Origin of the sequence: Aliiroseovarius sp. F20344 (assembly GCF_023016155.1) — a bacterium.
Classification (GTDB): domain Bacteria; phylum Pseudomonadota; class Alphaproteobacteria; order Rhodobacterales; family Rhodobacteraceae; genus Aliiroseovarius.
Window position 1 is genome coordinate 70,102 of record NZ_JALKBG010000003.1, and the last position, 26,036, is coordinate 96,137.

General features: G+C 57.7%; 27 protein-coding genes and 1 riboswitch. Of the genes, 12 read left to right on the top strand and 15 right to left on the bottom strand.

All coding sequences use genetic code 11. From position 1 onward, the window contains the following. Positions 1-30 precede the first annotated feature (30 nt). On the top strand, positions 31-435 hold the full coding sequence (locus MWU55_RS00925) for a VOC family protein (RefSeq protein ID WP_246933823.1): 405 nt from the start codon (positions 31-33) through the stop codon (positions 433-435). Here the strand turns inward: MWU55_RS00925 and MWU55_RS00930 are convergent. Beyond that, on the bottom strand, positions 432-971 hold the full coding sequence (locus tag MWU55_RS00930; RefSeq protein WP_246933824.1) for an NAD(P)H-dependent oxidoreductase: 540 nt from the start codon (positions 969-971) through the stop codon (positions 432-434). The two genes, MWU55_RS00925 and MWU55_RS00930, sit on opposite strands and share 4 nt — an antisense overlap. Before the next feature lie 75 nt (positions 972-1,046). On the opposite strand from MWU55_RS00930, the gene MWU55_RS00935 reads away from it, so the two are divergent. After that, positions 1,047-2,702: a thiamine pyrophosphate-binding protein gene (locus tag MWU55_RS00935; protein ID WP_246933825.1), complete on the top strand. Its 1,656-nt coding sequence runs from the start codon at positions 1,047-1,049 to the stop codon at positions 2,700-2,702. Between the two features lie 26 nt (positions 2,703-2,728). Here MWU55_RS00935 and MWU55_RS00940 read toward each other — a convergent pair whose 3' ends face one another. The 3 genes from MWU55_RS00940 to MWU55_RS00950 all read right to left on the bottom strand — a co-directional run bounded on the left by MWU55_RS00940 (position 2,729) and on the right by MWU55_RS00950 (position 4,991). Continuing rightward, positions 2,729-3,040, bottom strand: coding sequence for a hypothetical protein (locus MWU55_RS00940; RefSeq protein WP_246933826.1), 312 nt, complete (start codon positions 3,038-3,040; stop codon positions 2,729-2,731). A gap of 23 nt (positions 3,041-3,063) precedes the next feature. Then, positions 3,064-3,672: a cob(I)yrinic acid a,c-diamide adenosyltransferase gene (gene cobO, locus MWU55_RS00945; RefSeq protein ID WP_246933827.1), complete on the bottom strand. Its 609-nt coding sequence runs from the start codon at positions 3,670-3,672 to the stop codon at positions 3,064-3,066. A gap of 113 nt (positions 3,673-3,785) precedes the next feature. Then, positions 3,786-4,991, bottom strand: a complete 1,206-nt coding sequence (locus MWU55_RS00950; RefSeq protein WP_246933828.1) for a hypothetical protein — start codon at positions 4,989-4,991, stop codon at positions 3,786-3,788. A 163-nt stretch (positions 4,992-5,154) separates the two neighbouring features. On the opposite strand from MWU55_RS00950, the gene MWU55_RS00955 reads away from it, so the two are divergent. Next, entirely contained in the window at positions 5,155-5,466 is a 312-nt protein-coding gene (locus tag MWU55_RS00955; protein WP_246933829.1) for a hypothetical protein, read from the top strand. On the opposite strand, the gene MWU55_RS00960 is transcribed toward MWU55_RS00955, so the two are convergent. After that, complete coding sequence (locus MWU55_RS00960) at positions 5,463-6,068, bottom strand: nucleotidyltransferase family protein (protein ID WP_246933830.1); 606 nt, start codon at positions 6,066-6,068, stop codon at positions 5,463-5,465. The two genes, MWU55_RS00955 and MWU55_RS00960, sit on opposite strands and share 4 nt — an antisense overlap. Then, positions 6,065-9,766 carry a cobaltochelatase subunit CobN gene (gene cobN, locus MWU55_RS00965; RefSeq protein ID WP_246933831.1) on the bottom strand — a complete coding sequence of 1,234 codons (3,702 nt, stop codon included), beginning with the start codon at positions 9,764-9,766 and terminating at the stop codon, positions 6,065-6,067. Before cobN ends, MWU55_RS00960 begins: the two co-directional genes overlap by 4 nt. A 63-nt stretch (positions 9,767-9,829) precedes the next feature. On the opposite strand from cobN, the gene MWU55_RS00970 reads away from it, so the two are divergent. Further along, positions 9,830-9,994, top strand: a complete 165-nt coding sequence (locus MWU55_RS00970) for a hypothetical protein (RefSeq protein ID WP_246933832.1) — start codon at positions 9,830-9,832, stop codon at positions 9,992-9,994. Positions 9,995-10,001: 7 nt separating this feature from the next. On the opposite strand, the gene MWU55_RS00975 is transcribed toward MWU55_RS00970, so the two are convergent. Together MWU55_RS00975 and cobW are read right to left on the bottom strand one after the other, a co-directional pair. Further along, positions 10,002-10,454: a GNAT family N-acetyltransferase gene (locus MWU55_RS00975; RefSeq protein ID WP_246933833.1), complete on the bottom strand. Its 453-nt coding sequence runs from the start codon at positions 10,452-10,454 to the stop codon at positions 10,002-10,004. Beyond that, positions 10,451-11,563, bottom strand: coding sequence for a cobalamin biosynthesis protein CobW (gene cobW / locus MWU55_RS00980; RefSeq protein WP_246933834.1), 1,113 nt, complete (start codon positions 11,561-11,563; stop codon positions 10,451-10,453). The genes MWU55_RS00975 and cobW overlap by 4 nt, the downstream gene beginning before the upstream one ends. A 30-nt stretch (positions 11,564-11,593) precedes the next feature. Further along, positions 11,594-11,794: riboswitch (cobalamin riboswitch) on the bottom strand. A gap of 202 nt (positions 11,795-11,996) precedes the next feature. Between cobW and smc the strand changes: the two genes are divergently transcribed. Together smc and MWU55_RS00990 are read left to right on the top strand one after the other, a co-directional pair. Continuing rightward, on the top strand, positions 11,997-15,452 hold the full coding sequence (gene smc, locus MWU55_RS00985) for a chromosome segregation protein SMC (protein ID WP_246933835.1): 3,456 nt from the start codon (positions 11,997-11,999) through the stop codon (positions 15,450-15,452). 69 nt (positions 15,453-15,521) lie between these two features. Beyond that, entirely contained in the window at positions 15,522-15,989 is a 468-nt protein-coding gene (locus MWU55_RS00990) for a YbjN domain-containing protein (RefSeq protein WP_246933836.1), read from the top strand. 37 nt (positions 15,990-16,026) lie between these two features. On the opposite strand, the gene MWU55_RS00995 is transcribed toward MWU55_RS00990, so the two are convergent. The 4 genes from MWU55_RS00995 to MWU55_RS01010 are packed head-to-tail and all read right to left on the bottom strand — an operon-like array spanning position 16,027 to position 19,480. Beyond that, positions 16,027-17,208 (bottom strand): lytic murein transglycosylase, encoded by a 1,182-nt coding sequence (locus MWU55_RS00995; protein WP_246933837.1) that lies wholly within the window; start codon positions 17,206-17,208, stop codon positions 16,027-16,029. Between the two features lie 48 nt (positions 17,209-17,256). Continuing rightward, a complete protein-coding gene (cbiB, locus tag MWU55_RS01000) occupies positions 17,257-18,174 on the bottom strand; it encodes an adenosylcobinamide-phosphate synthase CbiB (protein ID WP_246933838.1) in 918 nt (305 codons plus the stop codon). Then, on the bottom strand, positions 18,171-19,112 hold the full coding sequence (locus tag MWU55_RS01005; RefSeq protein WP_246933839.1) for a threonine-phosphate decarboxylase: 942 nt from the start codon (positions 19,110-19,112) through the stop codon (positions 18,171-18,173). Before MWU55_RS01005 ends, cbiB begins: the two co-directional genes overlap by 4 nt. Further along, positions 19,109-19,480 carry a DUF1636 domain-containing protein gene (locus tag MWU55_RS01010; RefSeq protein ID WP_246933840.1) on the bottom strand — a complete coding sequence of 124 codons (372 nt, stop codon included), beginning with the start codon at positions 19,478-19,480 and terminating at the stop codon, positions 19,109-19,111. Before MWU55_RS01010 ends, MWU55_RS01005 begins: the two co-directional genes overlap by 4 nt. 160 nt (positions 19,481-19,640) lie before the next feature. On the opposite strand from MWU55_RS01010, the gene MWU55_RS01015 reads away from it, so the two are divergent. The 3 genes from MWU55_RS01015 to MWU55_RS01025 are packed head-to-tail and all read left to right on the top strand — an operon-like array spanning position 19,641 to position 21,634. Further along, positions 19,641-20,039 carry a response regulator gene (locus MWU55_RS01015; protein ID WP_246933841.1) on the top strand — a complete coding sequence of 133 codons (399 nt, stop codon included), beginning with the start codon at positions 19,641-19,643 and terminating at the stop codon, positions 20,037-20,039. Between the two features lie 54 nt (positions 20,040-20,093). Continuing rightward, a complete protein-coding gene (locus tag MWU55_RS01020; RefSeq protein ID WP_246933842.1) occupies positions 20,094-20,723 on the top strand; it encodes an HAD family phosphatase in 630 nt (209 codons plus the stop codon). After that, positions 20,720-21,634, top strand: coding sequence for an ornithine cyclodeaminase (locus MWU55_RS01025; protein WP_246933843.1), 915 nt, complete (start codon positions 20,720-20,722; stop codon positions 21,632-21,634). The genes MWU55_RS01020 and MWU55_RS01025 overlap by 4 nt, the downstream gene beginning before the upstream one ends. A gap of 90 nt (positions 21,635-21,724) precedes the next feature. On the opposite strand, the gene rpsU is transcribed toward MWU55_RS01025, so the two are convergent. Next, positions 21,725-21,931, bottom strand: a complete 207-nt coding sequence (rpsU, locus tag MWU55_RS01030) for a 30S ribosomal protein S21 (protein ID WP_007255353.1) — start codon at positions 21,929-21,931, stop codon at positions 21,725-21,727. Between the two features lie 111 nt (positions 21,932-22,042). Between rpsU and MWU55_RS01035 the strand changes: the two genes are divergently transcribed. The 3 genes from MWU55_RS01035 to MWU55_RS01045 are packed head-to-tail and all read left to right on the top strand — an operon-like array spanning position 22,043 to position 24,377. Beyond that, entirely contained in the window at positions 22,043-22,726 is a 684-nt protein-coding gene (locus tag MWU55_RS01035; protein ID WP_246933844.1) for a COQ9 family protein, read from the top strand. Next, a complete protein-coding gene (locus MWU55_RS01040; protein ID WP_246933845.1) occupies positions 22,723-23,706 on the top strand; it encodes an NAD(P)H-quinone oxidoreductase in 984 nt (327 codons plus the stop codon). Before MWU55_RS01035 ends, MWU55_RS01040 begins: the two co-directional genes overlap by 4 nt. Beyond that, positions 23,706-24,377, top strand: coding sequence for a sulfotransferase family 2 domain-containing protein (locus MWU55_RS01045; protein WP_246933846.1), 672 nt, complete (start codon positions 23,706-23,708; stop codon positions 24,375-24,377). The genes MWU55_RS01040 and MWU55_RS01045 overlap by 1 nt, the downstream gene beginning before the upstream one ends. Before the next feature lie 740 nt (positions 24,378-25,117). Here MWU55_RS01045 and MWU55_RS01050 read toward each other — a convergent pair. Continuing rightward, positions 25,118-25,345 (bottom strand): hypothetical protein, encoded by a 228-nt coding sequence (locus MWU55_RS01050; RefSeq protein ID WP_246933847.1) that lies wholly within the window; start codon positions 25,343-25,345, stop codon positions 25,118-25,120. A gap of 2 nt (positions 25,346-25,347) precedes the next feature. Continuing rightward, positions 25,348-25,989 carry a ribonuclease T2 gene (locus tag MWU55_RS01055; RefSeq protein WP_246933848.1) on the bottom strand — a complete coding sequence of 214 codons (642 nt, stop codon included), beginning with the start codon at positions 25,987-25,989 and terminating at the stop codon, positions 25,348-25,350. Positions 25,990-26,036 lie beyond the last annotated feature (47 nt).

Below are 26,036 nucleotides of genomic sequence, written 5' to 3' on the forward strand. Positions count from 1 at the left end.
GTAACGTCTTATGTCCGAAGGGAAAAGAAGATGTCACCAAAGCTATCTGCGCTCGATCATCTGGTGCTGACCGTAACGGACATTGACTCAACGATTGCATTTTATCAGGGCGTGCTTGGGATGACGTCTGAGCGGTTTCAGCCTGCTGATGGATCAACCCGTTGGGCCCTGAAATTTGGGTCACAGAAGATCAATCTGCATGTTGCTGGGAACGAATTTGAACCAAAGGCGCAAACGCCCGTGCCGGGCAGTGCGGATCTGTGTTTGCTGACTCAAGACCCGCTGGGCGATTGGCAAACCCATCTGCATGAAGTCGACATTCCGATCATAGAAGGACCCGTCCGGCGCACGGGCGCTGTGTTTCCCATCGAGTCACTTTACCTGCGAGACCCGGAAGGGAACCTGATTGAAATCTCTCGGAAGCTTCAGGACTAACTGGCGGCTTTGCGTAGCTTGTCCATCAGCTTCTTCAGGTTCGCCTCATAGCGCTCGTTGTTCAAACGACCATCTGCGTCGAACTCGCCCGAGCTTCCTGCGATGGCGACTTCTGGGCCAATCACAAGGCGGGGCTGAAACGGTGTCATGGCCGCGACCAGCGACGCCTGCGCACGTTCCCCGCCTGCCCGACCAGCTGCTGCGGACATGACGGCAACCAGTTTGCCTTCCCAAGGCTGTGGCTTCACCCGGCTGACCCAATCCAGAGCGTTTTTCAGAACACCAGACAACATCTTGTTATATTCGGGCGTCGAAATGATCACGGCATCCGCCGCCGCGATCTGGCCCGTCAGCCTCACCACGGCATCCGGCACGCCATTTGCCGCTTCAAGATCACCATCGTAAAGCGGCAAGTTCAAATCCGCCTCGATAAAATCAGCGTTGTCATAAAGCCGCGCAGCATTGCGCAGAAGAAACCGGTTCGTTGCGTCTTTACGCAGGGAACCGGACATGCCAAGCAATTGGTGTTTGGACAAATGAGCCTCCGTGTTCGCGTCATCCTGATTAGGGGGCGCTACGTCGAAGAGGTCAAGCAATAGACAGGGCAAAGCATGCGTCACGGCGGTCAAATTCTGGTAGATCATCTGAAAACCGAAGGCGTGGAGCGCGTCTTCTCGGTCCCGGGCGAAAGCTTTCTAGCGGCTTTGGACGGTCTATACGACAGCAGGATTGAAAACATCGTCTGCCGGCAAGAAGGCGGGGCTGCGATGATGGCCGAAGCGCATGGCAAGCTGACTGGCGCCCCGGGCGTTTGTTTCGTTACCCGTGGACCGGGCGCGACAAACGCATCCGCTGGCATTCACGTCGCCATGCAGGATGCCACGCCGATGGTGATGTTTGTGGGGCAGATCGCACGCGGGCATCGTGACCGCGGAGCGTTTCAAGAAGTTGACTACCGTGCGTTCTTTGGACCCTTGGCCAAATGGGCCTGCGAAGTTGAAACGACGGATCGCTTGCCAGAATACCTCGCACGCGCTTTCCATATTGCGCGAACGGGTCGGCCCGGTCCGGTCGTGGTTGCGCTGCCCGAAGATATGCTCAGTGACTTGGCTGACGTGCCCGACCGGCCAGCCGCTCCCACCACACAGGGCCACGTTGGCACTGCGGATGCACAAGCCATCATGGCTGCCATCACGACCTCCACGCATCCGCTTTTGATCGCAGGTGGGCCAGGCTGGACCGCTCAGACGGGCGCAGAGCTTATGAGCTTTGCCGCTGCGAACGACCTGCCGGTTGCCACCGCATTCCGGCGACAGGACTACGTCGACAACTATCATCCCAACTATGTCGGAGACCTCGGGCTGGGCATCAATCCCGGCTTGAGATCGATGTTCGACGAAGCCGATACTCTCGTCGTTCTGGGCAGCCGCCTGGGCGACATCGTGACCGGCAGCTACGAGATGCTGGACCCCTCCGCCACATGCAAGAAAATCGTACATGTCTATCCCTGTGCTGAAGAGCTGGGACGGGTTTATCACGCGGATCAGACTTTTGTGGCGACAGGTGCAACCGCGATAGCAACCTTGGCTCAGCAGGCACCTACAACGGACCATCTGTGGTCTGATTGGACCGCCAAGGGGCGTGCATCTTACGAGAGCTTCCAGACCCCCATCGAAACCCCCGGTCCAATTAAGCTGGAGCGCATCATGCACTGGCTGTCAGACAATCTGCCCGCAGATACAGTCATGACGAACGGCGCAGGTAACTACGCCACATGGCTGCACCGCTATTTCCGGTTCAAGGAATACGGAACTCAGTTGGCCCCGACCTCGGGGTCGATGGGGTATGGCTTCCCTGCCGCTGTTGCAGCAAGCCTTCAGCACCCGGACCGCACAGTCATTGCATGGCTTGGCGATGGTGAGTTCCAGATGACTTTGAACGAGATGTCGACCTCCATTCAGCATGGCGCCAAACCTATCGCGATCATCGTCAACAATGGGCGCTATGGCACAATCCGTATGCATCAGGAAAAGACCTATCCGGCGCGGGTGTCGGGCACAGCCTTAGTGAATCCGGATTTCGCAGATCTGGCCCGCGCTTATGGGGGTCATGGGGAAACGGTCACCAAAACTGAAGACTTTGAAGCCGCATTCCGGCGTGCTGAAGCTTCAGGCAAACTGGCTGTGATCGAGCTGGTCGTAGACGAACAAGTGGCCACGCCGGGCCTGACGCTGGATCAGTTGCGCGCACAGGGGGAAGCGGGCTAATCCCCCGCACCCCGCTGCTGGTTTTTTCAGCCCTTCGGAATCTCCATCAGCTCTGCCAGATGTATCGTGCCCATCTGGATAAAGCTGTTTTCACTGGCAATCGCCAGCGCCGTGTCCGCATCAGGTGCGTTGATCACGCAAAACCCCATCATCGGCTGTTTGAACCCTTCGCGGTGACCATCACCGTCCACAGTCCATTGCGCTTTAAACGGCGTCTCGGGCATTTCGAACACATCCGAATACTTCGCGATCCACGCTTTGTAGTTCGCTTGCATCTCGGCCTTTTTGTCGTCTGGCACGTCCGTCGGCTCGTGATACGCCATATAAAATCTCGGCATCGTCTTTACTCCCGTTTCCGGGGTCAGAATTCGACCCCTATTTGTGCCTTGATGCCCGACCGGAACGGGTGCTTCACCAGCTCCATCTCGGTCACCAGATCGGCAATCTCGATCAGATCGTCCGAGGCATTCCGTCCGGTCAGTACCACATGGGTCATGTCAGGCTTTTCTTCGACCAAAAACTTCACGACCTCGTTGATGTCGACATAGTCGTAACGAATTGCGATATTGATCTCATCCAGCAGCACCATCTTGTTGGCCGGATCGCGGATCAGTTCTTTCGATTTCTCCCACGCGGCCTGCGCCATTTCGATATCACGCGTGCGGTCCTGCGTTTCCCAGGTAAAGCCCTCACCCATCGTGTAGAATTCGCAGATATCGCTGAATTTGGCATTGATCAGATCACGTTCGCCGCAATCCATGCCGCCTTTGATGAACTGCACCACTGCGCATTTCATGTCCGCCGCAATACAGCGGAAAATCATCCCGAACGCGGCAGAGCTTTTGCCCTTACCCTTGCCCGTGTGCACGATGATCAGACCCTTCTTATCGGTCTTTGTCGCCATGATTTTATCACGCGCGGCTTTCTTTTTTGCCATCTTTGTGGCGTGGCGATCGGGATCTACGGTCATTCTGGTCTCACTTCTGAAAGATAACCCACTGTGAAAGCACTCTTGCGCAGATGCAAGTGCGGGCGCCCCGAATATCGAAGCGCCCGCTTATTTTGGCCACCGTGAGTGGCGTGTTACTCAGCTGGTACGGCCGAGCTTGCGTCGCGGCCAAAATGCTGTTTGTTCAATCGAACAACCAGAGCAATCATGGCGAACTGGAAAGCTATGGCAATGGCGGAAATCACCCAGTAGGTCAGCGAGAACTTGTCGACCACTCCGGCCTTCACCAGACCTGAGTTTAGGAAGAAATGCAGCAGCACGGAAAGGGCAACGCCCGGGCAGACCAAAGCATAGGAACCCGGCGAAGTCTCGTTTCCGAAAACAAAGCTTTTCCAGTAACCTACGCGCGACAGAACGACCAAACCAAGCAGCCCAAACAGCACTTGCACAGCAACCAGACGGGCAAGGAAAACCATGGTTTCCGCTGCTGATCCGTGTACATCAAAGGTGGCGTGCAAGCCGTGGTTTTGACGCATGAACATAATTCCCAAAATGGTCATCAAAGGAATCACGATCATCAGCGTGGGCGCCGCTTCCTTGGCCGTACCGTGATGCAGCATCGAGTTAAACGCCGTGAACAGCGCTAGCGATGCATAGACAATCGCGGCCACGCCGAAGAATGTGGACCCAACCAGGGACACACCGACAACGATGGTGTTTCCGCTCATCGCGGCGGGGGCAGCAAAGCCAACTGCAGTCATCGCCAGAGCAAAGGACGGTAGCATCTGCGCAAAGCTGTTATGGGCGGTGACGTCAAATACCCCACCTTTGGACAGAACGCGTCCTAGGAAATCCCCGATATAGCTTAGCGCCAAGAAACCAATTGCCAGAAACGCGGCCATGGCGAACGGGAAAAGGTATTCCACGATCGACCACAGGCCCGGCACAAAGACCAGCCCAGCAACAAACATGCCGTTCACGCTCATCGCGAGTGCCAGCGGCATGGCGAGGATCGTGGTTTCGGCGTTGGAATTCTTCAGATTGGTATATGCCTCGGTCTTACGGAAAGCCGAAAACTTTCTAAGGTTCCAGATCAGGTATTTCAGGTTTAGGAAGACCATGGCTGCGATCCCGGCCCAGGCAACGGAAATGGCAATTTTCATTCCCATTGATCCGGTGGTGAAGGCGGCCAAGATGTCCTCAAATACCGGCACTGGCTGACCCGGGTGTTTCACCCAGAACATCAGGTACATGAAGAAGGTGACCGACAGGCCACCGGCCCCGACTGAGGCAAGGAAGTAAAGCGGCGAATACTTGTCCGCGGGACGTAAAAGTTGCATTGGATTTCTCCATTCATATTCGTTTTCTTGAATATTTTATAATTGCAATCGTAACGTTCTTCAAGCCCAGCTGCATGCACAAGATGTCGCGGACAGTCGCAGTGAAGGGTTTACCCTTTCTTAACCAAGCTTCTGCACGGTGGCAGGAAAGGAGATCCACCCCATGCGCACCGCCTATACCCTTGTTTTTCTGGGAACATTTGTTCTCTCTGGCTGTGACAGCCCCAGCCCGCAATTCATGCATCGCGACACCGCCACCACAAAGGTCGAGGTCGAAGGCTCGGTCTTTTCGGTACATCAACGCGAAAACTGGGTCGAGGTCTACCGGACAGGATTTGAAGCCCTGCCGCGCGTGCCCGTGATTCTCGCCCGGTCCCAAGTCGCAATTGAGCAAGCAACTGGCTGCAAGGTTGTCGAAGGGTCACTTTCAGGCGATCAAGCGATCCAACGCGCCGAGATTGACTGCGATAGCTAGGCGTCAGGCCAAGGCACAATCGTCAGCTCCGGCCACTCCGTTTTTTGACGCTTCGACTTAGCTTCATGCGTGGCGCGATTGTTCAGAACTGGGTTCGGCGTGATGCGAAAGGCGAAGATGTCATCCAGCCCGAACGGCGCGTAAAGCGACATTCGATCATCAGGTTCTAGCCGCGCGGCCACACAATGGGTACGACACGCAAATCGGTCGATCCCCTCACGCGATGAGCCAAGCGGCGGATAAGCTTCACCGAAGTGCTTTTCGTACCACAGATGCACACGCGCCTGATTTCGGATCTCGACCGGAGGGTCTGCGTGAAACAGCTTTTCGCCTCTTTTGATCACCCGATCCTCAGCGTCCCACGAGGTGTCGGGATCGAAGTAGAACAGATCCACATCTTTGATCCCGTGGCGCAGATCGCGACCGGTTAGATGGTTCCAAACGGTATTGTAAATCGCGCCAGAGACCAGCCACCAATCCGGTAGATCCATGTCTCGTGCAACCTTCAACACGTCCATCACATGGGGTGCTTCGCGCATGATCTGCTCCAGCGCTCGCCGCTGCGTGGCATCATCTAGCCCGGCGAAGCGCATATGGGTCATTTGATCCCGTCCAACGCCGCCCGCGCTGAGTTCGACCGTGGGTTCCACAGGCCCCGTTCTATCGCTTCGCGCAGCCGTTCGGCGATCTCTTTCAAAGCCGGGTCGTTGTGCTCCTCGATGAAGTCACGGGTCGCGTCGTCCTCGATGAATGCGCTGTAAACGAGGTCAAAATGATGACTGCGCACCGCGCCTGTCGTGGCCGCGAAGGCGAACATGTAATCCACAGTCGCCGCAATCTCGAACGCACCTTTATAGCCGTGGCGCTTCACGCCATCGATCCATTTCGGGTTCACGACGCGCGAGCGGACCACGCGGCCGATTTCGTCTTCCAGCGTGCGAATGACCGGGCGCTCGGGGCGTGAGTGGTCGTTGTGATAGATCGGACGATCCCGGCCCTGAAGTGTTGATACTGCTGCTGCCGCGCCGCCTTCGAACTGGTAATAATCGTCACTGTCCAGAAGGTCATGCTCGCGGTTGTCTTGGTTCTGAACGATGGCGTCAACCTGACCCAGACGGGCCTCGAACCCTTCGCGGTCGCGGGTGCCTTCCGACCCCGCGCCATAGGCATAGCCGCCCCATTCCAGATAGGCCTCGGCCAGATCGGCTTTGTCGGCCCAAAGCCGCTCGTCGATCATCGCCTGAAGCCCTGCGCCGTAAGCGCCGGGCTTCGAACCATATACTCGCGACGCGCCCTCGCCCGCCCGCACACGCGCGGCGGCGGGGTTCACATCGTCGGGTTCATCCAGCGCTTGCACGGCTCGCGCCGCACTGTCGACTAGGGCGATCAGCTGCGGAAAGGCGTCGCGGAAGAAGCCCGACACACGCAGGGTCACGTCCACGCGCGGTCGGCCTAAGGCGGACGAGGGGATCACCTCGAACCCGGTCACGCGACGGTTCGCGCTGTCCCATTTGGGTTTCACGCCCATCAGTGCGAGCGCCTGTGCGATGTCATCGCCACCCGTGCGCATATTCGCGGTACCCCAAGCGGTCACCAGCATCGAACGCGGCCAGTCACCATGCGTCTGAAGGTGCTTGTCGATCAACAGGCTCGCTGACTTCCAGCCCAACGCCCAAGCGGTTGGCGTCGGCACTGCACGGCTGTCGACCGAGAAGAAATTCCGCCCTGTCGGTAATACGTCCAACCGCCCGCGGGTGGGCGCGCCGGAAGGCGCAGGGGCGACGAACTGCCCAGCAAGGGCGGTGAGAAGCCCGTCCCCCTCATCCGGACCACAAGCTCGAACCGAGGGCAAAACCTGCGCGTGATAGGCGTCGAGAACGGGGCGGGTTGCCGCAAACTCCTCTGGCACCTCATCCCACCCAACAGCCATCTGCGCCAACAGTTCCAGACGCTCGACCGTATCGCCATTGCTGCGCCAGCTGCCAGCCTCGACCGCTTCAAGAACTTCGTGGCGCGGGCCGTCATATTTGGCCGCCATATCGCAATCCAGCGGATCAATATCCACACCGTAATCCGCAGCCAGAGCCCGGATTAAGGATGCATCGCCGCCCTCGCCCTGCCCGCGCGGAACACGCACCAGTGCAATGCCAAGGTCGCGCTCCAGATCCCCGGTCGGAGACTCACCGAACACGTGCAAGCCATCCCGGATTTGCGCCTCTTTCAGCTCGCACAGATAGGCGTCGAGCTTGGCCAAATCGCTGTCTTCATCCTCGCCCGACATGCCCACATCGGCGTCCAGTCCCGTGGCTTGCGTCAGCGTCAAAATTTCACGACGCAGATGCTCGATCCGGCGGGGGTCAACACCGGCGGCCTCGTAATATTCGTCCACCAACGCTTCCAGATCGCGCAGCGGACCATATGTCTCGGCCCGGGTCAGGGGCGGGGTCAGGTGGTCGATGATCACCGCCTGTGCGCGGCGCTTGGCCTGTGTGCCTTCGCCAGGATCGTTCACGATGAACGGATAGATATGTGGCATCGGGCCCATCACGGCCTCGGGCCAGCAGGTCTGGGACAGGGCCACGGCCTTGCCCGGCAACCACTCAAGGTTCCCGTGCTTGCCCATGTGGACAAGTGCGTGCGCCCCAAACGTGTGACGCAGCCAGAAATAGAAGGCCAGATAGTTGTGCGGCGGGACAAGGTCGGGCGAGTGATAGGTGTCGGTCGGGTCGATGTTATAGCCCCGCGCGGGCTGCACACCTACGACGACATTGCCGTATTCCAGAACTGACAGCGAGAACGACCCGCAGTCGACCTCACCCGGCGTGAAGAACGGGTCTTGTTCCGGCTTACCCCAGCGGCTCTCAATCGCCTCACGCATCTCCCACGGCAGTTGACCATAGTTGATCTGATAGTCGGACATCGGCAGGGTGACACCGCCTGAACGTGCGGCCCGGTCTGTCAGCCAGTTGGTAGGCCCCGCCATCACAGCCTGCATCAAAGCGCCACTGTCCGCAGGTGCGTCGTGGACCCGATATCCTTGATCCGCAAGCAGACCCAACGCGTGAACCACGGCGGCGGGCGTATCCAAACCCACACCATTGGCAAGCCGACCATCCTTGTTGGGATAGTTCGCCATGATCAGTGCAACCTTCCGGTCGCCCGTTGCAGCACGACGCAGACGTGCCCAATTGGCGGCAAGTTCGGCCACGAACTGCACCCGATCGCCCAGCGCCTTATAGGTGGCGATTGGGCACTCGGTCGCTTCGTCAAAGAACGCCTCGCCTTTGAAGCTGATCGCGCGGGACAGGATGCGCCCGTCTACTTCGGGCAGGGCTACGTTCATGGCGATGTCACGGGCGGACAGGCCGGTCAGGCCCTCGGCCCAGGTCTCTTCGCTGGAGCCTGCCAGTACCACTTGGAACACGGGTGCGGAATTACACCACGTGGCTTCGAACGGGTTTTGGGTGGGCGCGTCGCCTTGGTGCGGCGAGCCGACCGCGAAGGAGGTACAGTTCAGGATGACCTCAGGCGCGGCTTCGGCAAATAGACTTTCAAGCGTGGCGACCGACACCGGGTCTTTCAGCGACGCCACAAAGACCGGCAACGGGTTCAGGTCCTGACGCAACAACGACTTCACCAGTCGATTGATGGGGTTCAGCCCCGCACCTTGCACCAGCGCACGATAGAAGACGAGGGGCACGATGGGGTCACCATCGGTCCACGCCTCTTGCGCGGCAGACAAATCGGCCACGCCCGCACCGGGCCAATAGACACCCGCGCGCAGCAAGGGGCGCGCGGCTTCGGGCTTGTCTCCGCCCTCGATCATCGCCTTAGCGTAGTTCAGGAACCCAACCGAGTTCTCTGGCCCGCCCTCGACCAGATAGGCCCAAAGCGCGTCGTAGTCTTCATCCGATACCGTCGACAACGCGCGCAGTTCCGCGTCGGGCTTGTCGTCGCCCGGCAGCAGCGCCAAAGGCACGCCAGCGTCACGCAGATGGGCAGCATATTGCTCGGCGCCGTATTTCCAGTAGCCGACGCCGCCCAGAACCCGCGCTACAACCAACCGAGACTTCGTCGCGCAATTGTCGATATGCAGGTCGACCGACATTGGGTGCGCCAGATGCATCATATTGGCAAGACGCAGACCCGGTGCGCCGTCCATCTCGCCCCGCGCTTGGGCTAGACCTGCAATTTCCGTGTCTGCGGCCGAAATGAACACCAGATCCGAGGGCGTCTGCCCCAGATCAACCGGTTCTTTCCCGTCATCAATGCTGCCCGGAGTGGCTGCCAGAAGATGCATGTCGCGTCCCTTGCGTTAAGATGTTATGGACCGGCCAAACATGACCCGATCAAGGTGAACCCCATGGATTATAAAGCTGCCGGCGCGCCGAAACCTGCCAAGGGCAAGCCCCGCCATTCCGAACATAACGCCCGTGGAACCGAAAAGAATCCGCTGAACCGGAAAGACGACAAATCTGCGCTTCTGGCCCGGATGAAAGCCGCCGCTGATAAAGACAAAAAGGCGTAAGCGCCGTTCACAGCGTTTTCTCCATGAAGATCGAGCTGTTGGCCTCGGGGTAATCCCCAAACGGTCCGCATTTGGCAAACCCGGCCCGTTCATAAAGGCGGTGCGCCGCATAGAGCACATTGCCGGTTTCCAGCTTCATCGCCGCGTGGCCTTTAGAGCGCGCCGTGGCTTCGATCTGGCTCAGCAGAGCCTCGCCCACACCTTTGCCGCGCGCGTCCGGCGAGACGAACATCGACTTCACCTCGCCATAATCACCTTTGTCGGCCAGTGCGCCTGTGCCCAGCACCTCGTCGCCCTCGCGGGCCACGTAGAACGATATCTCGGGCACGCACAGGTCGTCGATGTTCAGAAAGAAATTGTCCTCGGGCGGAAACAGGCTCTCCATCAAGGCATGGCTTTGCGTGAGCAGCGCCGTGGCCTGTGGATTGCGCGGATCGCCGGGGACGACTTCAATCGTCATGCGATCAGCGCCTGTTCGATGGCAGCGCGGTCCAGCCCGGATTGGCCAATCACCACCAGACGCGTTTCGCGGGTCTGGGTGCCGAAGGGCTGATCGAAATAGGTGTCCACGCGGGGCCCAACCGCCTGCAGCGTCAGGCGCATGGGCTTGCCTTCGACGGCAGCGAAGCCCTTCAGACGCAGGATGTTGTTGGCACGGATCACGTCGGCGACTTTCTCGGCGAAGGCTTTAGGGTCGGCGACCTCGCCCAGCGTGACCACAAAGCTTTCAAACGCATCATGGTCGTGATCGTGGTGGTGATGATGGTGGTGGTCATCATAGTGATCGTGGTGATGGTGATCGTCGTCATGGTCGTGATGGTGATCATCGTGATGATGATGCCCCTTCTCGTGTAGTGACAGACGGGCGTCCATATCATCTTCGGCACCCATGCCCTGCCCTAGCAGAACCTCAACCGGCAGCGCGCCCATGGTCGAGCGTACGACCTGCACGCCATCGCGGCTATCCCCGGTCAGCTTCGAGACCAGCTGATCCGCTTCGCCGTCCGCCAGCAGGTCGGACTTGTTTACCACGATCATGTCGGCACAGGTCACCTGATCCTTGAACAGCTCGGATAGAGGCGTTTCGTGGTCTAGGTTCTCGTCCAGCTTCCGCTGCGCTTCCACGGCATCCAGATTTGACGCGAACTGTCCGTCAAACACGGCCTTCCCGTCCACAACGGTTACAACACCATCGACGGTCACGCGGGTCGATATCTCGGGCCACTGGAACGCGCGCACCAAGGGTTGCGGAAGCGCAAGCCCCGAGGTCTCGATCACGATGTGATCTGGCGGTGTGTCACGATCCAGAAGCTTTTCCAGCGTCGGGATGAAATCCTCGGCCACTGTGCAGCAGATGCAACCGTTGGACAGCTCCATGATGTCATCCTCGGTGCAGGTTTCGTCCCCACAGCCTTTAAGAATGTCGCCATCCACACCCAGATCACCAAATTCGTTGATGATCAGCGCGATGCGCTTTCCTTTGGCATTGTCCAACATGTGGCGGATCAGCGTGGTTTTGCCCGCGCCCAGAAAGCCGGTGACGACGGTGGCAGGTATCTTTGCTTGCATCTTGGTCTCCTATTCCCGTCTCCCCGACGGGCGGTTTCGGTTTCGCATGGCAGGTCTCCTGGCTTCGCGGGTCGAAGCGCGCCGCCGCCTTCCCGACCATTGGGTCAGTGGCGTAAGGCGGGCGCTCTCCGCTTACAGTCGCGGGGGCGGCTGCAACATCAGACCCCGAATTGGGTCGCCTCCGTTGCATTCCCTCATGTCCCGTTGGGAACCATGCTGGACTTCTTTGCCGTGTGAGGGCCCAAAGGGTCAAGATCGAAACCGACCTTGCAGTGGGAAATGACGGCAGTGGTAATCTGTTTCGTCACGGCAATTAGCAATATCTTGTGGATAACTCCGCCAATTCACCCATATATCGGTGTGAGCCGTTGACTCATGCGTTTTCCATTCGAACAATCACCAAACGATAAGAATCAAAGATGAGGCAGACCGCTTGCGGTTTTCAAAGATCAGACTGAATGGCTTTAAAAGCTTTGTTGACCCGACCGATCTGGTGATCGCGGACGGGCTGACAGGCGTGGTTGGGCCAAACGGCTGCGGCAAGTCGAACCTGTTGGAAGCGCTGCGCTGGGTCATGGGTGAAAACCGACCGACTGCCATGCGTGGCGGTGGTATGGAAGACGTGATCTTTGCCGGTGCTTCGACCCGTCCAGCACGCAACTTCGCCGAGGTTTCGCTGCTTCTGGACAACAGCGAACGACTGGCACCTTCGGGTTTTAACGACAGCGATAACCTTGAAATCGTTCGGCGGATCACGCGGGATGCTGGATCGGCTTATAAGGTGAATACTAAGGACGTGCGCGCGCGTGATGTGAGCATGCTCTTTGCTGATGCGTCCACCGGCGCGCATTCGCCTGCACTTGTTCGACAGGGTCAGATCAGCGAATTGATCAACGCAAAACCCAAGGCGCGCCGCCGCATTTTGGAAGAGGCTGCTGGCATCTCGGGCCTTTATCAACGTCGTCACGAGGCAGAGCTTAAGCTGAAGGGCACCGAAACCAATCTGTCCCGTGTTGACGATGTGATCGAACAACTCGCTTCCCAACTGGGTCAACTGGCGCGGCAAGCACGCCAAGCGGCTCGCTATCGCACAATTGGTGACGACCTGCGCCTTGCCGAAGGACTTTTGCTTTATCGTCGCTGGCGCGAAGCTGACATCGCCCGTCTTGAAGCAGAGACCCAATTAACAGAACGGGTGAAAGCCGCCGCCGCCGCCGAGGGCGCATCGCGCGAAGCGACAAAAGCGCGGCAGACCGCAGAAGATCGGCTTCCCCCGCTGCGCGAAGAAGAAGCTGTCGCAGCCGCCATTCTGCAACGTCTACAAGTGCAGCGTGATCAACTGTCCGATCAGGAAAACCAAGCGCGCGCACGGATCGAAACCCTAACGGGCCGCATCACCCAGCTGTCCCGTGATATCGAGCGTGAAAGCGGATTGAACAAGGACGCAGGCGAAACCATTGAGCGGTTGGAATGGGAACAGGAACAAATAGCAAAAGCGTCGGAAGGGCATGACGACGCGCTGGAAGCCTCGAACGTAGATGCACGTGATAGTGCCGCGATCTTGCAGGAGCGTGAGGGTGACCTGACGCAACTGACGGAAGACGTCGCGCGGCTCGCTGCGCGCCACCAATCCGCGCATCGCCTTTTGGATGACAGCCAAAAGACGCTTGAGAAAAACGAAGCCGAAGCCGCACGCGCACGGTCCGCTATGGACGATGCCAAGGGGGCCGTGGATAAGGCTGCTGCCGACTTTACGGCTGCTGGAACTGCGCAAACCGCCGCCGCAAAGGCGTCCGAAGACGCCGAAGCCGCCCTTGTTGCTGCGGACGAGGCTCGCGCCGATGCGCAATCGCGAGAAGCAGACGCCCGCGCAGCACGTTCATCTGCAGAAGGGGAAGTTAACGCCCTTCATGCTGAGGTTCAGGCGCTGTCTCGTCTGGTTGAGCGCGATGCGGCTGAGGGAACGCAGGTGCTTGATAGCCTGCGGGTGAAATCTGGCTACGAGAAAGCGTTGGGTGCAGCGCTGGCGGATGACCTTCGTGCGCCCGAGATTGAGGGCGACGCGCCCTCTGGCTGGGCGTCTCTGCCCGGATACAGCCAGCCCCAACCGTTGCCCGATGGGGTCATGTCCTTGTCGAACTATGTGACCGTGCCCGAGGTTCTGGCCCGCCGGATGAGCCAGATCGGCCTGGTCTCGACCGAAGATGCTGTCCGCCTTCAATCTGACCTGAAACCCGGCCAGCGGCTGGTATCTATGGAAGGTGATCTGTGGCGTTGGGACGGCTTCCGTGCCGGGACTGAGGATCAATCCTCGACGGCCGCACTGCGCCTTGAACAACTGAACCGTTTGCAGGAACTCAAGCAGGATCTGGAAGAAACAACCGCCCGCGCCGATGGTGCCAGAGCAGCACATGACACGCTGAAAACGCGACTGGTTGATACTACCGAGGCCGACAAACGCGCCCGTGATGCCCGCCGTGATGCGGATCGCGCCGTGACCGAGGCCAACCGCGCCCTATCCCGCGCAGAAGCGGATCGGAACATTGCCGAGGGTAAGTTGGAAAACCTCGGGCTGGCTGTGAAGCGCCACGAAGAAGAAGCGATGGGCGCACGTCAACGTCTGGCCGAGGCGGAACGTGGCGTTGCCGATTTGGGCGATCTTGATGCGGCCCGCACGCAGGTTGAAGAGGTCAAAATGGCAGTGGAAGCCGCGCGAATGACAATGATGTCCAAACGCTCGGCCCATGATGAGTTGCGCCGCGAGGGCGAAGCACGCACCCGCCGTTCGCAGGAAATCACCAAAGAGATTTCGGGCTGGAAGCATCGATTGGAAACTGCAGGCAAGCGGATAGCTGAACTGGACGAACGCAAAACCGAAAGCGAAGACGAGTTGAAGGCAGCACAAGCTGCACCTGACGAACTGGCCGCAAAACGTGACGAGCTGGCCGACGCCATTGGCGAGGCTGAAACCCGTCGCAAAGCAGCGGCTGACAACCTTGCAACCGGTGAAACCGCCGAGCGTGTAGCGGCAAATGCGGAACGCGATACCGAACGGGCTGCTGGTGAAGCCCGCGAAGCCCGCGCCCGCGCTGAAGCCCGGTCAGATGCAGCCCGTGAAACCGTTGCTTTGGCAGCCGAGCGCATCGAAGAGGAAATGGAGACCACACCAGATGTGTTGTTGGAAGGGCTTGGTGCCGACCCGGACAAAATGCCGTCCTCTGAGCAAATCGAACACGATGTAAACCGGTTGAAACGGCAGCGGGATTCGCTTGGTGCTGTGAACTTGCGCGCCGAAGAGGACGCCAAGGAAGTTCAGGAAGAGCACGATCATCTTCTGAACGAAAAGACCGATTTGGAAGAAGCGATCAAAACGCTTCGGTCAGGGATTTCGAGCCTAAACAAGGAAGGTCGCGAGCGGCTTTTGACGGCGTTTGAGCAGGTCAATGAAAGCTTCGGCACCTTGTTCAAACACCTCTTCGGTGGCGGCGAGGCCAAACTGGTTCTGGTCGAAAGCGATGACCCGCTGGATGCTGGACTTGAAATCATGTGTCAGCCTCCGGGCAAGAAACTCTCGACCCTCAGCCTTCTGTCTGGCGGGGAACAGACCCTTACGGCACTGGCGCTGATCTTTGCTGTCTTCTTGGCAAACCCCGCTCCGATCTGCGTGCTGGACGAGGTTGACGCGCCATTGGACGACGCCAACGTGACCCGTTTCTGCGATCTCTTGGACGAAATGACCCGCCGTACAAACACGCGGTTCCTGATCATCACGCACCACGCTGTGACGATGGCTCGGATGGATCGTCTGTTCGGCGTTACCATGGCTGAACAAGGTGTCAGCCAATTGGTCAGCGTCGACCTTAAAAATGCCGAAGCGATGGTCGCCTAAGCAGGCAGCGCCTTGCCGATGCCTGACCTTCCCCCTAGGTTCGAAACAAAGCGATATTTGGAGAAACCAATGAAATCTGTTCTTTTTTCCAGCACGTTAGCCATGTCCTTGCTTGCTGGACAGGCAGCGACAGCGCAGCAAGTCAAAGCGTCAGAACCAGAAAGCGTTTTGAAGTATTTTGAAGAACTTGGTGCACCTGCGAAGCTTGAGGAGGACACGGTAGGCGATCCGATGATTGAGGTCGACTATTCTGGCGATGAAATCGTCATTTTCTTCTACGGCTGCCGCAACAGCGAAAACTGTAACTCGCTGCAGTTTTACGCATCGTATTCGGAAGACCTGGAAATCTCGTCCGATGACCTGAACGATTGGAATGCACAAGAAAGGTACGGGCGCGCCTATCGACAAGAGGACGGCGGCACACGGATTGAGTTTGACATCTACACCGGTCAGGACGGTGTCAGCATGACCGATTTTGACGAGATTTTTGACATCTGGACGGAAGTTGTCGAAAGCTTCGAAGACGCACTTTCATGAGCGACTGCCCCCACTCGAAGGCTGGGGGCGAATTTATCTAAAGCGCATTCAACAGCTTGGCAGTTGGCCACGCATCCGCAGGCAAACCAAGCCGGATTTGTTCCTTTTGGATCGCCGCACGGGTTTTGGCGCCAAGAATTCCATCAATCTTGCCCACATCATGGCCGCGCGACGACAGCTTCTTTTGCAGTGCCTTCATCTGCTGACCAGTAAACGCCGGATCGGGATTGCCTGCGTTGAACACCAGCGCCCTTTCAAGCCGCGTCGCGAAATAGGCGGCAGTGGTCACATAGACAAAGCTCTGGTTCCACTCGAAATACACGCGGAAGTTTGGATAGGCGATGAAGGCCGGTCCTTTGCGTCCCTGCGGCAGGATGATCGAAGCTGGCAGGTTCCCCGCACCCAGTTTGCCACTGCGCGGCGTCACGCCCTGCGCGGCCCAATCTGACACTGCTCTTGTCGTATTCAGCCCGGTCTCGGCCCAGTTCAGATCGGATGGAAGTGTGACTTCTTGCAGCCAAGGCTCTCCTGCTCGCCAACCCAACAACCGCAGCATATTGGCCCCAGACAGAAGCGCATCCGCGGGCGTTCTGCGCAGGTCGATCTTACCATCGCCGTTGCCATCGACACCCGCTTCGATGATATCGCCGGGCAGCATCTGGACCATGCCAATCTCGCCAGCCCATGCCCCGGTGGAGGTTGCGGGGTTGAAAGCACCAGCCTCGTACAACTCCAACGCTGCAAAAACCTGTGGTTGGAACAGTTCAGGACGGCGGCAGTCATGGGACAGCGTGACCAAAGAATTCAGCGTGTTGAAGTCCCCTTGGAATGCTCCATAGTCGGTTTCGAACGCCCAGAAGGCAGTCAGTACACCGCGACTGACGCCGTATTCAGCCTCCATCCGGTCGAAGACAGCTGCATGTTTGCGCAGCATGGCGCGGCCACGATCAAGGCGATCCTTGCTGATCAAGCGGCGCGAGAAGTCCACGAAGGGGCGTTGAAAAATCCCCTGCGACCGGTCCGCCTTCAACGTGGCCTGATCTTTTCGGACCGAGGCAAAGAACTTGTCTACGCTAGCTTTGGAATGACCTTTTGCGATGGCTGCATCCTTCATGGATCCAACGAAGCCGGAAAAGCTTCCCCCACACGCGACGGTTTGAGCCTGTAAGGGCAACGCCATTGAAACGGCGACAGCCGCAGCGGAAAGAATTCTTTGCATGTGAATACCTTTGGTCATCTGCTGAAGCGGCAGATTACCGAAATCGCATCAGGTGACAACCGCCAGCACGATCACAATCCCGAGCAAGACCAACCACGCCGACCAAAGCGCATCCACCGCCTGATCAACCTCTTTCGCACCGATGTTACGCGCGCCTTCGCCATTCACCCACTGAAAGTCCTTCATCTCACCGTGATAGGCGCGTGGACCGGAGAGCGCGACACCAAGGGTCGAAGCCATCGCGGCCTCAGGCCAGCCAGCATTTGGCGAACGGTGCAGGGGTGCATCACGGCGGATCACCGACCATGCAGACCATTTGCGGCTGGCCAAGATCAGGATCAGCGCGGTCAGGCGCGCAGGTATCCAGTTCAACACATCATCCAGACGGGCGGCGAACTTGCCAAACTGCTCATACCGCGCATTTCGATAGCCGATCATGCTGTCTGCGGTGTTGACCAACTTATAGATCATCAGCCCCGGCAAGCCCGCGATAAGGAACCAGAAAGCAGGAGCCACCACCCCGTCCGAGAAGTTCTCGGCCGCACTTTCAATCGCGCCGCGCGCGATGGCGTCGTCGGCCATTTCTTGGGTGTCGCGTCCGACAATCATCGCCACGGCTGCGCGGGCCTCTTCTGTCGACTGGCGCAACGCATCCGCGACGGCCTGCACATGTTGCGCCAGGGATTTCTGTGCCAGCAAGATTGCAGCCACGATGATTTCGAAAAGCCCACCAAGGGGAAGGTGTGATATTGCGCTTCCCAGAAGGCCAGCCAATGCGGCCAGCACGATGATCCCCAACGCTCCGTTAAAAAAGCGGTTGTCACCTTCATTCAAATTGCGCTCGAGCATCTCAATTGCGCGTCCCATTAGGACAGCGGGATGAGGCGCTCGTTTCCAAGCCCAATCTGGTTCGCCCACCAAAGCGTCCAGAAGAAGGGCTAGGACAAGTACGCCAGCGCAGCTCATAGGGCTGCCTCAAGCTGAGACCACCGGTCGGGATGCGGCAAGCCAAGGCGAAGCCAGCGGGACGAGTATGGGAAAATCCGTGACCAAACGTGGCTTTGTGCCAAGCGATCCTGCCAAGCTTGCGCTTCCCCCACATCAAAGAGCCGGAAGAGCGTCGTTCCGCCGATCAGCTTTGCCCCCTTCCCTGTCATCAGCGCATCCAGACGCGCGCTGTCTTGGGTTAAGCGGGTTCGGGTAGCGTCGGCCCAGCCGTGGTCCTCTAATGCCTGCGCCCCCAGTTCCAGAGCGGGCCCCGAAACCTGCCACGGGCCAACGGCATCACGCAGTTTAGAGACCAGCAATGGGTCCCCGATCACAAAGCCAAGCCGTAGCCCCGCAAGACCCCAGAATTTCCCAAAACTTTTCAGAACCAGAACACCCGATTTCGAAGCCGCTTTGATCAAGGTTTGATCGGGCAGAACATCACAAAAGCTTTCATCAATCACGGTCATCACACGGTCAAGATCCAGATCAGACCAGACGCGGCCATCTGGGTTGTTGGGATGCACCACAACTCGGGCCGGGGCGGCTTGGTCTGTGACCGTCCACCCTTGCGCCTGAAAACCTGCTGCGTGTTCGTTGTATGTCGGACCTTCAATCTGAACCTGACCTGCAGGGAACAGATTTGGAATGCGTGCAATCAAAGCCGACGCGCCCGGCGCCACCAAAACTGCTGCCTCTTCCGGCACATTCCAGAACGCACGTGCGGCGGCTTCCAAACGCGCAAAAGCCGCTTTGTCGGGCAATGCGGTCCATGCATCCTGAGAGAAGCCTTCAACGGGATATGGCAGGGGATTGATGCCCGTGGACAGGTCTAGCCAGCCCGCACGCGTGCCGCCAAAACGGGCGATTGCGGCGTCCAGCCCGCCCCCATGGTCGCGTTCTTGGGCTTGGGTCATGTGTCCTCCGGCAACGGCGCGTGGCGCGTGACGAAATGCCCTTTCACGGCCTGCGGCCATTCACGGTAAGGCACCTGCCCCGTTTCGCTGTCCGCATGGGCCACGGCATAGTCAACAATCCCTTGTGCGGCGTCCTTGGACACCTCGAACCGACCCAGTGTGTAGCAAAGCTTGCCATGGGCCTGAATGGCAACATTGCAGCTGTTGTCACAACCCATCAAACACGAGACACGACGGGTGCGGATCGGCGTGCCCTCGGCCTGCGCCTCGATCAGCGCGGCCAAAGCTTCACCATCGGTTTGCTCCATCCCCCGCTCGGCCCAATCCTCTTGCTTGCAGGTGTCACAGATGGTGATCCAAGTTGTCATTGCGCGCTCCTTCACTTGCTGCCCACGGTTCAAACGGAAAACTCTGTGAAAGACAACGCAAATTGCGCCACAGCAGCGGTGTTGGGCGACAGATAGGCGCAAACATGTGTGATTTGGAGAATCCAGCAAGACATGCGATACCGCAAGCGCGGAGAGCCTTATGCGAACACTGATTATTGAAGACAAACCTGATCTGGCCAAGATCTGGACTGCACATCTGGTGCGGCAGGGCATGCATGTTTCCCATGCAGCAACGAAGCCATGTGCCATGACCCTGCTGTCCGAGCAGGAGTTTGACGTCATCCTACTGGATGCGGATATCGATGGCGGGCGTCCTTTTGCTTTGGCGGACTACATCGCCTACCGCCTGCCAAAGGCACGGATCGTCTTTGTAACAGGCACCAGTTTCTTTTCAGATGTATCTGTCTTTTCGCTGGCCTCCAACGCGCATGCTTGTGTGCCCGCAGATTCCAAGCCGGCAGATATTGTCAGCCTTGTGGATTATCATGCCCGTGCCGCGCAAGACGATCCAAATCGGAACGACCGCAAGACCCACTGACCTTCTGGGTCCTTTATGGCTTCCGTTTCCGTACAAACGCACTAAGGTCGCGGCATGACACAGAATACTCCCGTCTCCGCCGTGGTATTTGACATTGGCAACGTCCTGATCCGTTGGCAGCCTGAAGAGCTTTACGACCAATGGATCGGCAAAAAGCGGCGGGAAGAGATGTTCGCGGCCGTGGACCTGCACTTCATGAACGAACTAATCGATCGTGGTGGAGACTTCCGGCAGGTGATTTACGATACAGCTGAACAACACCAAGAATTCCGTGATGAAATACGCTGGTGGCATGATCGTTGGCTGAAGCTCGCCAGCCCAGCCATCGATCTGTCGGTTGCAACCCTGCGCGCGTTGAGGGCACGCAATACTCCGGTTTTTGCCCTGTCCAACTTCGGCATCGACCCGTTCGCAGTTGGCGAGGCCGCATACGGCTTCCTGACCGAATTCGACCGGCGTTACATTTCAGGTCATATGGGCGTCACGAAGCCCAACGCGCAGATCTATCAGATGCTTGAAGAGGATTGTGGAATCGTTCCATCGGCGCTTCTGTTCACAGATGACCGGCAGGAAAACATCGATGCAGCCGCCCGGCGCGGCTGGCAAACCCACCATTTCACCACCGCACGCAATTGGGCAGATGAACTTATCGCCCGTGACTTGATCAAGGAGAGCGACCTGTGACCCCCGAGCTAATTCCATTTGACGCAGACAGCCTTCTAAGCTGGCACGATCTGGCCGACGCTTTTCTGGACGGCCACACAAAACCGAAGGCCGAGATTGGGGACACGTTTCTTTATCGTGGTGAAGATACGATGCTGACCCGATCAGCCTGGATCGATGGGTTGGGCAGTGCTGTAAAGACGGCCAATATCATGCCCGGTAATCCAGGACGGGGCGAGCCGATGATCCACGGGGCGGTCAATCTGTATGATGACGTGACAGGGCAGCTTGAGGCCATCGTTGATTTCCATCTGGTGACCAAGTGGAAAACTGCGGGCGACAGCGCCTTGGGCGCGCGGCTTGTGGCGCGACCTGACAGTAAAGTCGTTCTGATCGTTGGCGCTGGCACGGTTGGGCGCAACTTACGCATGGCATACGCCGCCATGTTCCCCGACGCCCGTTTCCTGATTTGGAACCGTAGCCCTGAAGGCGCTATCAAGTTCGCGGCTGAGTGCGACAAGACCGATGCAGTGGCTTCGCTGGAAGAGGGCTTCGCACAGGCAGACATCATCACCTCGGCTACCATGACCACCGATCCTCTAATCAAAGGGGAGTGGCTGCGTCCGGGCCAGCACCTCGACCTGATCGGCGCCTATCGCCCCGACATGCGCGAGGCTGATGACACCGCCCTGACCCGTGCCCGACTATTCATGGACAGCCGCGACACGGTGCTGGACCACATTGGCGAATTCAAAGAACCGCTAGCGCAAGGGGTGATCAGCCGCGACGATGTGGTGGGGGATCTTTACGACCACAAGGATGGTGTGTTTACCCGACAGGCTGACGACATCACACTTTATAAAAATGGTGGCGGCGCACATCTGGATTTGATGACAAGCCGGTACATCCTTGATGCTTGGCGAAATCGCTAACCATTAAAACAACAAACCCCCGGAAGCAGCGCTTACGGGGGTCGTTTTGACGGACAGTTGACAACCTGCCCATCTAACACTGTTCAGATCTTAAAGAAGACCTTCACGCTGTGCTTTTTTCCGAGCCAGCTTGCGCTGACGGCGAATCGCTTCCGCCTTCTCGCGCGCTTTTTTCTCGGAGGGCTTCTCGAAATGTTGCTTAAGCTTCATCTCACGGAAGACACCTTCACGCTGAAGTTTTTTCTTCAGCGCACGAAGCGCTTGATCGACGTTGTTATCACGAACCGAAACCTGCATGTGGTTGTCACCACCTTTCTAAGTTAGAGTTTGCAAAAAGTTGCAGGAAGCTGGCTCATAGCAGCGACGAAGCCTCTTGTCCAGTTCGCGCTCAGATGCAAGGAACGTCCTATGATTGAAAAAGACAAATTGCTTGAGGCCGCCCTGAACCATGTCCCCTTTGATGGGTGGTCGGATGCAACCCTTCTGGCCGCGGCCGAGGATTGCGACCTGTCGGAAGCCGATGCACGCGCAATGTATCCGCGAGGGGCGGTGGATCTGGCACTGGCCTATCATCGCGCGGGTGACGCCATGATGGTCGAGCGGTTGAATTCTGAAGACCTGTCCGAGATGCGATTTCGCGACAAGATCGCGGCGGGCGTGCGTTTTCGGCTTGAGGTCGCGGATAAAGAAATGGTCCGCAAGGGTATGAGCTTCTTTGCTATGCCTCAGAACGCAAGTGACGGGGCGGCAGCGCTTTGGGCGACCTGTGGATTGATCTGGGAGACGCTTGGCGACAGTTCGACCGATCTGAACTGGTATACAAAACGGGCCACGTTGTTGGCCGTCTATTCCTCGGTCGTGTTGTTTTGGCTGGGCGATGAAAGTGACGATAACGAAGCCACTTGGGCTTTTTTGGATCGACGCATTGACGACGTGATGCAGATCGAAAAGATCAAAGGGCAAGCCCGTGGAACAGCGCTTTATAAAGCATTCATGTCGGGACCGGGCAAAATCCTCGACACAATCAAAGCCCCAGGCGCACCGAACCCTAATTATCCCGGCCGCTGGCACCCAGACGAGGACGACACATGACCGACACCATGCGCGCAGTTCAGATTACCGTACCCGGTGGTCCCGAGGTTTTGCAGATTTGCGAACAGCCCATTCCAACGCCAGGGCCTGGCGACATCCTGATCAAGGTGGCATTCGCTGGTGTGAACCGTCCCGACGCGCTGCAACGCGCAGGCAGCTATGCCCCGCCCCCGACCGCCAGTCCCTTGCCCGGCCTTGAAGCCTCGGGCGAGGTTGTGGCCGTGGGCGATGGCGTCACGCAATGGGCCGTGGGCGACAAGGTCTGCGCCCTTCTGCCCGGTGGCGGCTATGCAGAATATGTAACGACCCCAGCGGCTCACGCCCTGCGCATCCCAGAAGGAATGGCCATGAAAGAGGCCGCCTGCCTGCCCGAAACCTTCTTCACTGTCTGGTCCAACGTCTTCATGCGCGGTGGTTTGCAAGCGGGCGAGCGGTTCTTGGTGCATGGCGGCAGCTCTGGCATCGGCACAACTGCGATCCAATTGGCCAACGCCTTTGGCGCGCGTGTGTTCACAACCGCTGGCTCGGACGAGAAATGCGCCGTTTGCACCGATCTGGGCGCGGAACGGGCCATCAACTACAAAACCGAAGACTTCGTCGAAGTGATGAAGCCTGAAGGCGGCGCGAACCTGATCCTCGACATGGTGGGCGGCGATTATATCGCGCGCAACATCAAATGTCTGGCCGTAGAAGGCCGCATGGTCCACATCGCCTTCCTGTCCGGCCCCAAGGCCGAGATCAACTTCGCGATGATCATGGCCAAGCGACTGACCGTCACCGGATCGACCCTGCGCCCGCAATCCGACCTTGCCAAAGCCCGCATCGCCGAGGAATTGGCTGAGAAGGTCTGGCCCCTTCTGGACGCCGGTCGTATCGCACCCGTCATGGATCAGACTTTTGCGTTGGAAGATGCAGCCAAGGCGCATACTCGCATGGAAACCAGCACCCACATTGGTAAAATCGTTCTGGAGATTAGCTAGTGCCCTATATCGAACATGACGGGAAACGCATTCTGTTCATCCACATTCCGAAAACCGGTGGCAGCTCGGTTGAGAATTGGATGGAAACTCTGGGTCCGCTTCAACTGAAAAGCCCGTCAGTGAACAGCTGTTTCATGACGACACCACAGCATTTCCGCTGGCAGGACATTCAAGTCCTGTATCAAGAAGATTACTTCGATTTCGTCTTTTCGATTGTGCGTGATCCCTATGCCCGTGCGGCGTCCGAGTACCGAATGCGAAATCGAAATCGCCTGAAGCATAACGGCCTGCGCTTCGGCACATGGCTGGATCGCGCAATGTCGCGAGCGCGTCATAACCCGTTTGAGTTCGACGGACACATGCGGCCACAATGGGAATACATTGGGGACAATACCGTTGTTTATAAGTTCGAAGACGGCATCGACAATATCCTTAAAGATGTTGCTTCCCGGATGGGGTTACCCGAACCGAAAGCTGTACCCCATGAACGTCCGAGCGACACAACTAGTTTGCCCGTCGAATGGAGCACAGCCGACCGGTCGGTGATCAATGTGAGTTATCGTGAGGATTTTGAACAGTTTGGCTACCAGGTGCAAAAATCCTCTCTGATTGCGGGTAAGTCGGCATCGAAAGCAGCAGCTTACAAGCTGAAATCAAAGCTGACTCGCTAGCAGGGCTTAACCAAAGGCAACAACATTGACTTCTGTACGGCCCGATCGCGATCATTTCACATTTTGAACAGAGCATCACTGCAGGATTGTTCTCGTGTTCACTGTTTGGAGGGAACTAAAATGAAAACTACCACCCTTCCAGAATTGGCCGATACAAAGTCACCAGCGGGTGCTGATATTCGCTTTATCATGGATGGGAGCACTGGAAACATGATCCATGGTACAGTGCCCCCGGTCAGATAAACACAGCGACCATTCATGAGACAGTAAGCGAAATTTGGTATGTTTTAGAAGGTCACGGCGAGATTTGGCGTCGAAATGACGATGAAGAGAAGATCACTCAGTTGGTTTCCGGCGTTTCAATCGACATCCCTGTTGGGACAGCTTTTCAGTATCGAAATGTTGGTAAAGAACCTCTGAAATTCATCTGCGTTTCTATGCCACCATGGCCGGGTGATCACGAAGCATCGCATTTGGATGGAATTTGGGAACCGACAGTCGGCCCTCTATAGGTTTGGCCTTACTTCTATCCTTGAAAAGCACCCCGTGCACACTACCTTAAGTTTATACCATTAACATATGGAGAGACTTATGGCTTCGAAATCAAAAGGCGGAGAGTGTATTGGGAGCTTATGGTTCATCGGCTGGCTCTTTTCACTCGGATATCTGCAACTCGGCTTCTGGAAAGGGCTGTTTGCCATACTCCTTTGGCCCTATTTCCTTGGGGTTGGCCTCGCGGGCTAGGCCTCGTCTTTCTTATGGATCTTCAGCCAACGTTTCAGTCCGCATTGCGAACAAAACCCCCGGCTGGATTTGGTGCCTGTCGCCTTGTAGCGCACGCCGCCCACCTCCCACAGGTTCTTGCTGTGGCCGCAGGTCTTACAGGTCACCCACCACTTTCGGGTTTCGGCTTCGACCTCTTTGGGGTCGGGAGTTAAGGCTGAAAAAAAACGTTTAAACAGGGACATGCCTACCTCACAGGATCCAGAAGAGCCTTTGTGGCTGAACAATCCCTGCGCACATCACGGGCGCAGATGCGTGGTTCAAGGTCTTTCGTCAGACACAAGCGGGCCTCTTGAATACGGTCGCCCTTACAGGTGATGGTCAGCATGTCAGGCTCCCATTCCGGGTTGGCTTGAAGGAATGCTTCTTCTACCACAGATGCGGGCAGACGCACTGGGTCTTCCAGCTTTCGGAAAACTTCGGGACGGTTCACTTTACCAAAAGCGTCGCGGATGAGGTCGTAGTAGACTCCCGCCTCAAGCCCGGCGCAGGACCCATGTTTTTTCCACTGGTACCAAGCCGCCCCGCTGGTTCCGAAAAGGTCGGCTTGCGCGGCGGTCATGCTGCGTGTCGGTGCGCGCACTGCAGTCTTGCAATAGCTTGGCCAACCGCGTTCGTATTGCGGCCACAAGCCGTGAACGACCCATCCCAAATCACGCGAAGGATCGCATTGCTCTGATCCGCGACTATCTCCGGTCGTGGCGCACCAATTTGGCGACCAACTTAACGACAAGATGTAATAGTCGAATTCTCCGGCGCGCTCGCCGTCTGCCCAGCTGCTCGTCGCTGCCAGCAGCCACAACATGCCACCCAATACCAGTTGACGCATTTGCACTTCCCTCTTTCGCCTTCTCCCCTTATATAGGCCTCAAGTTC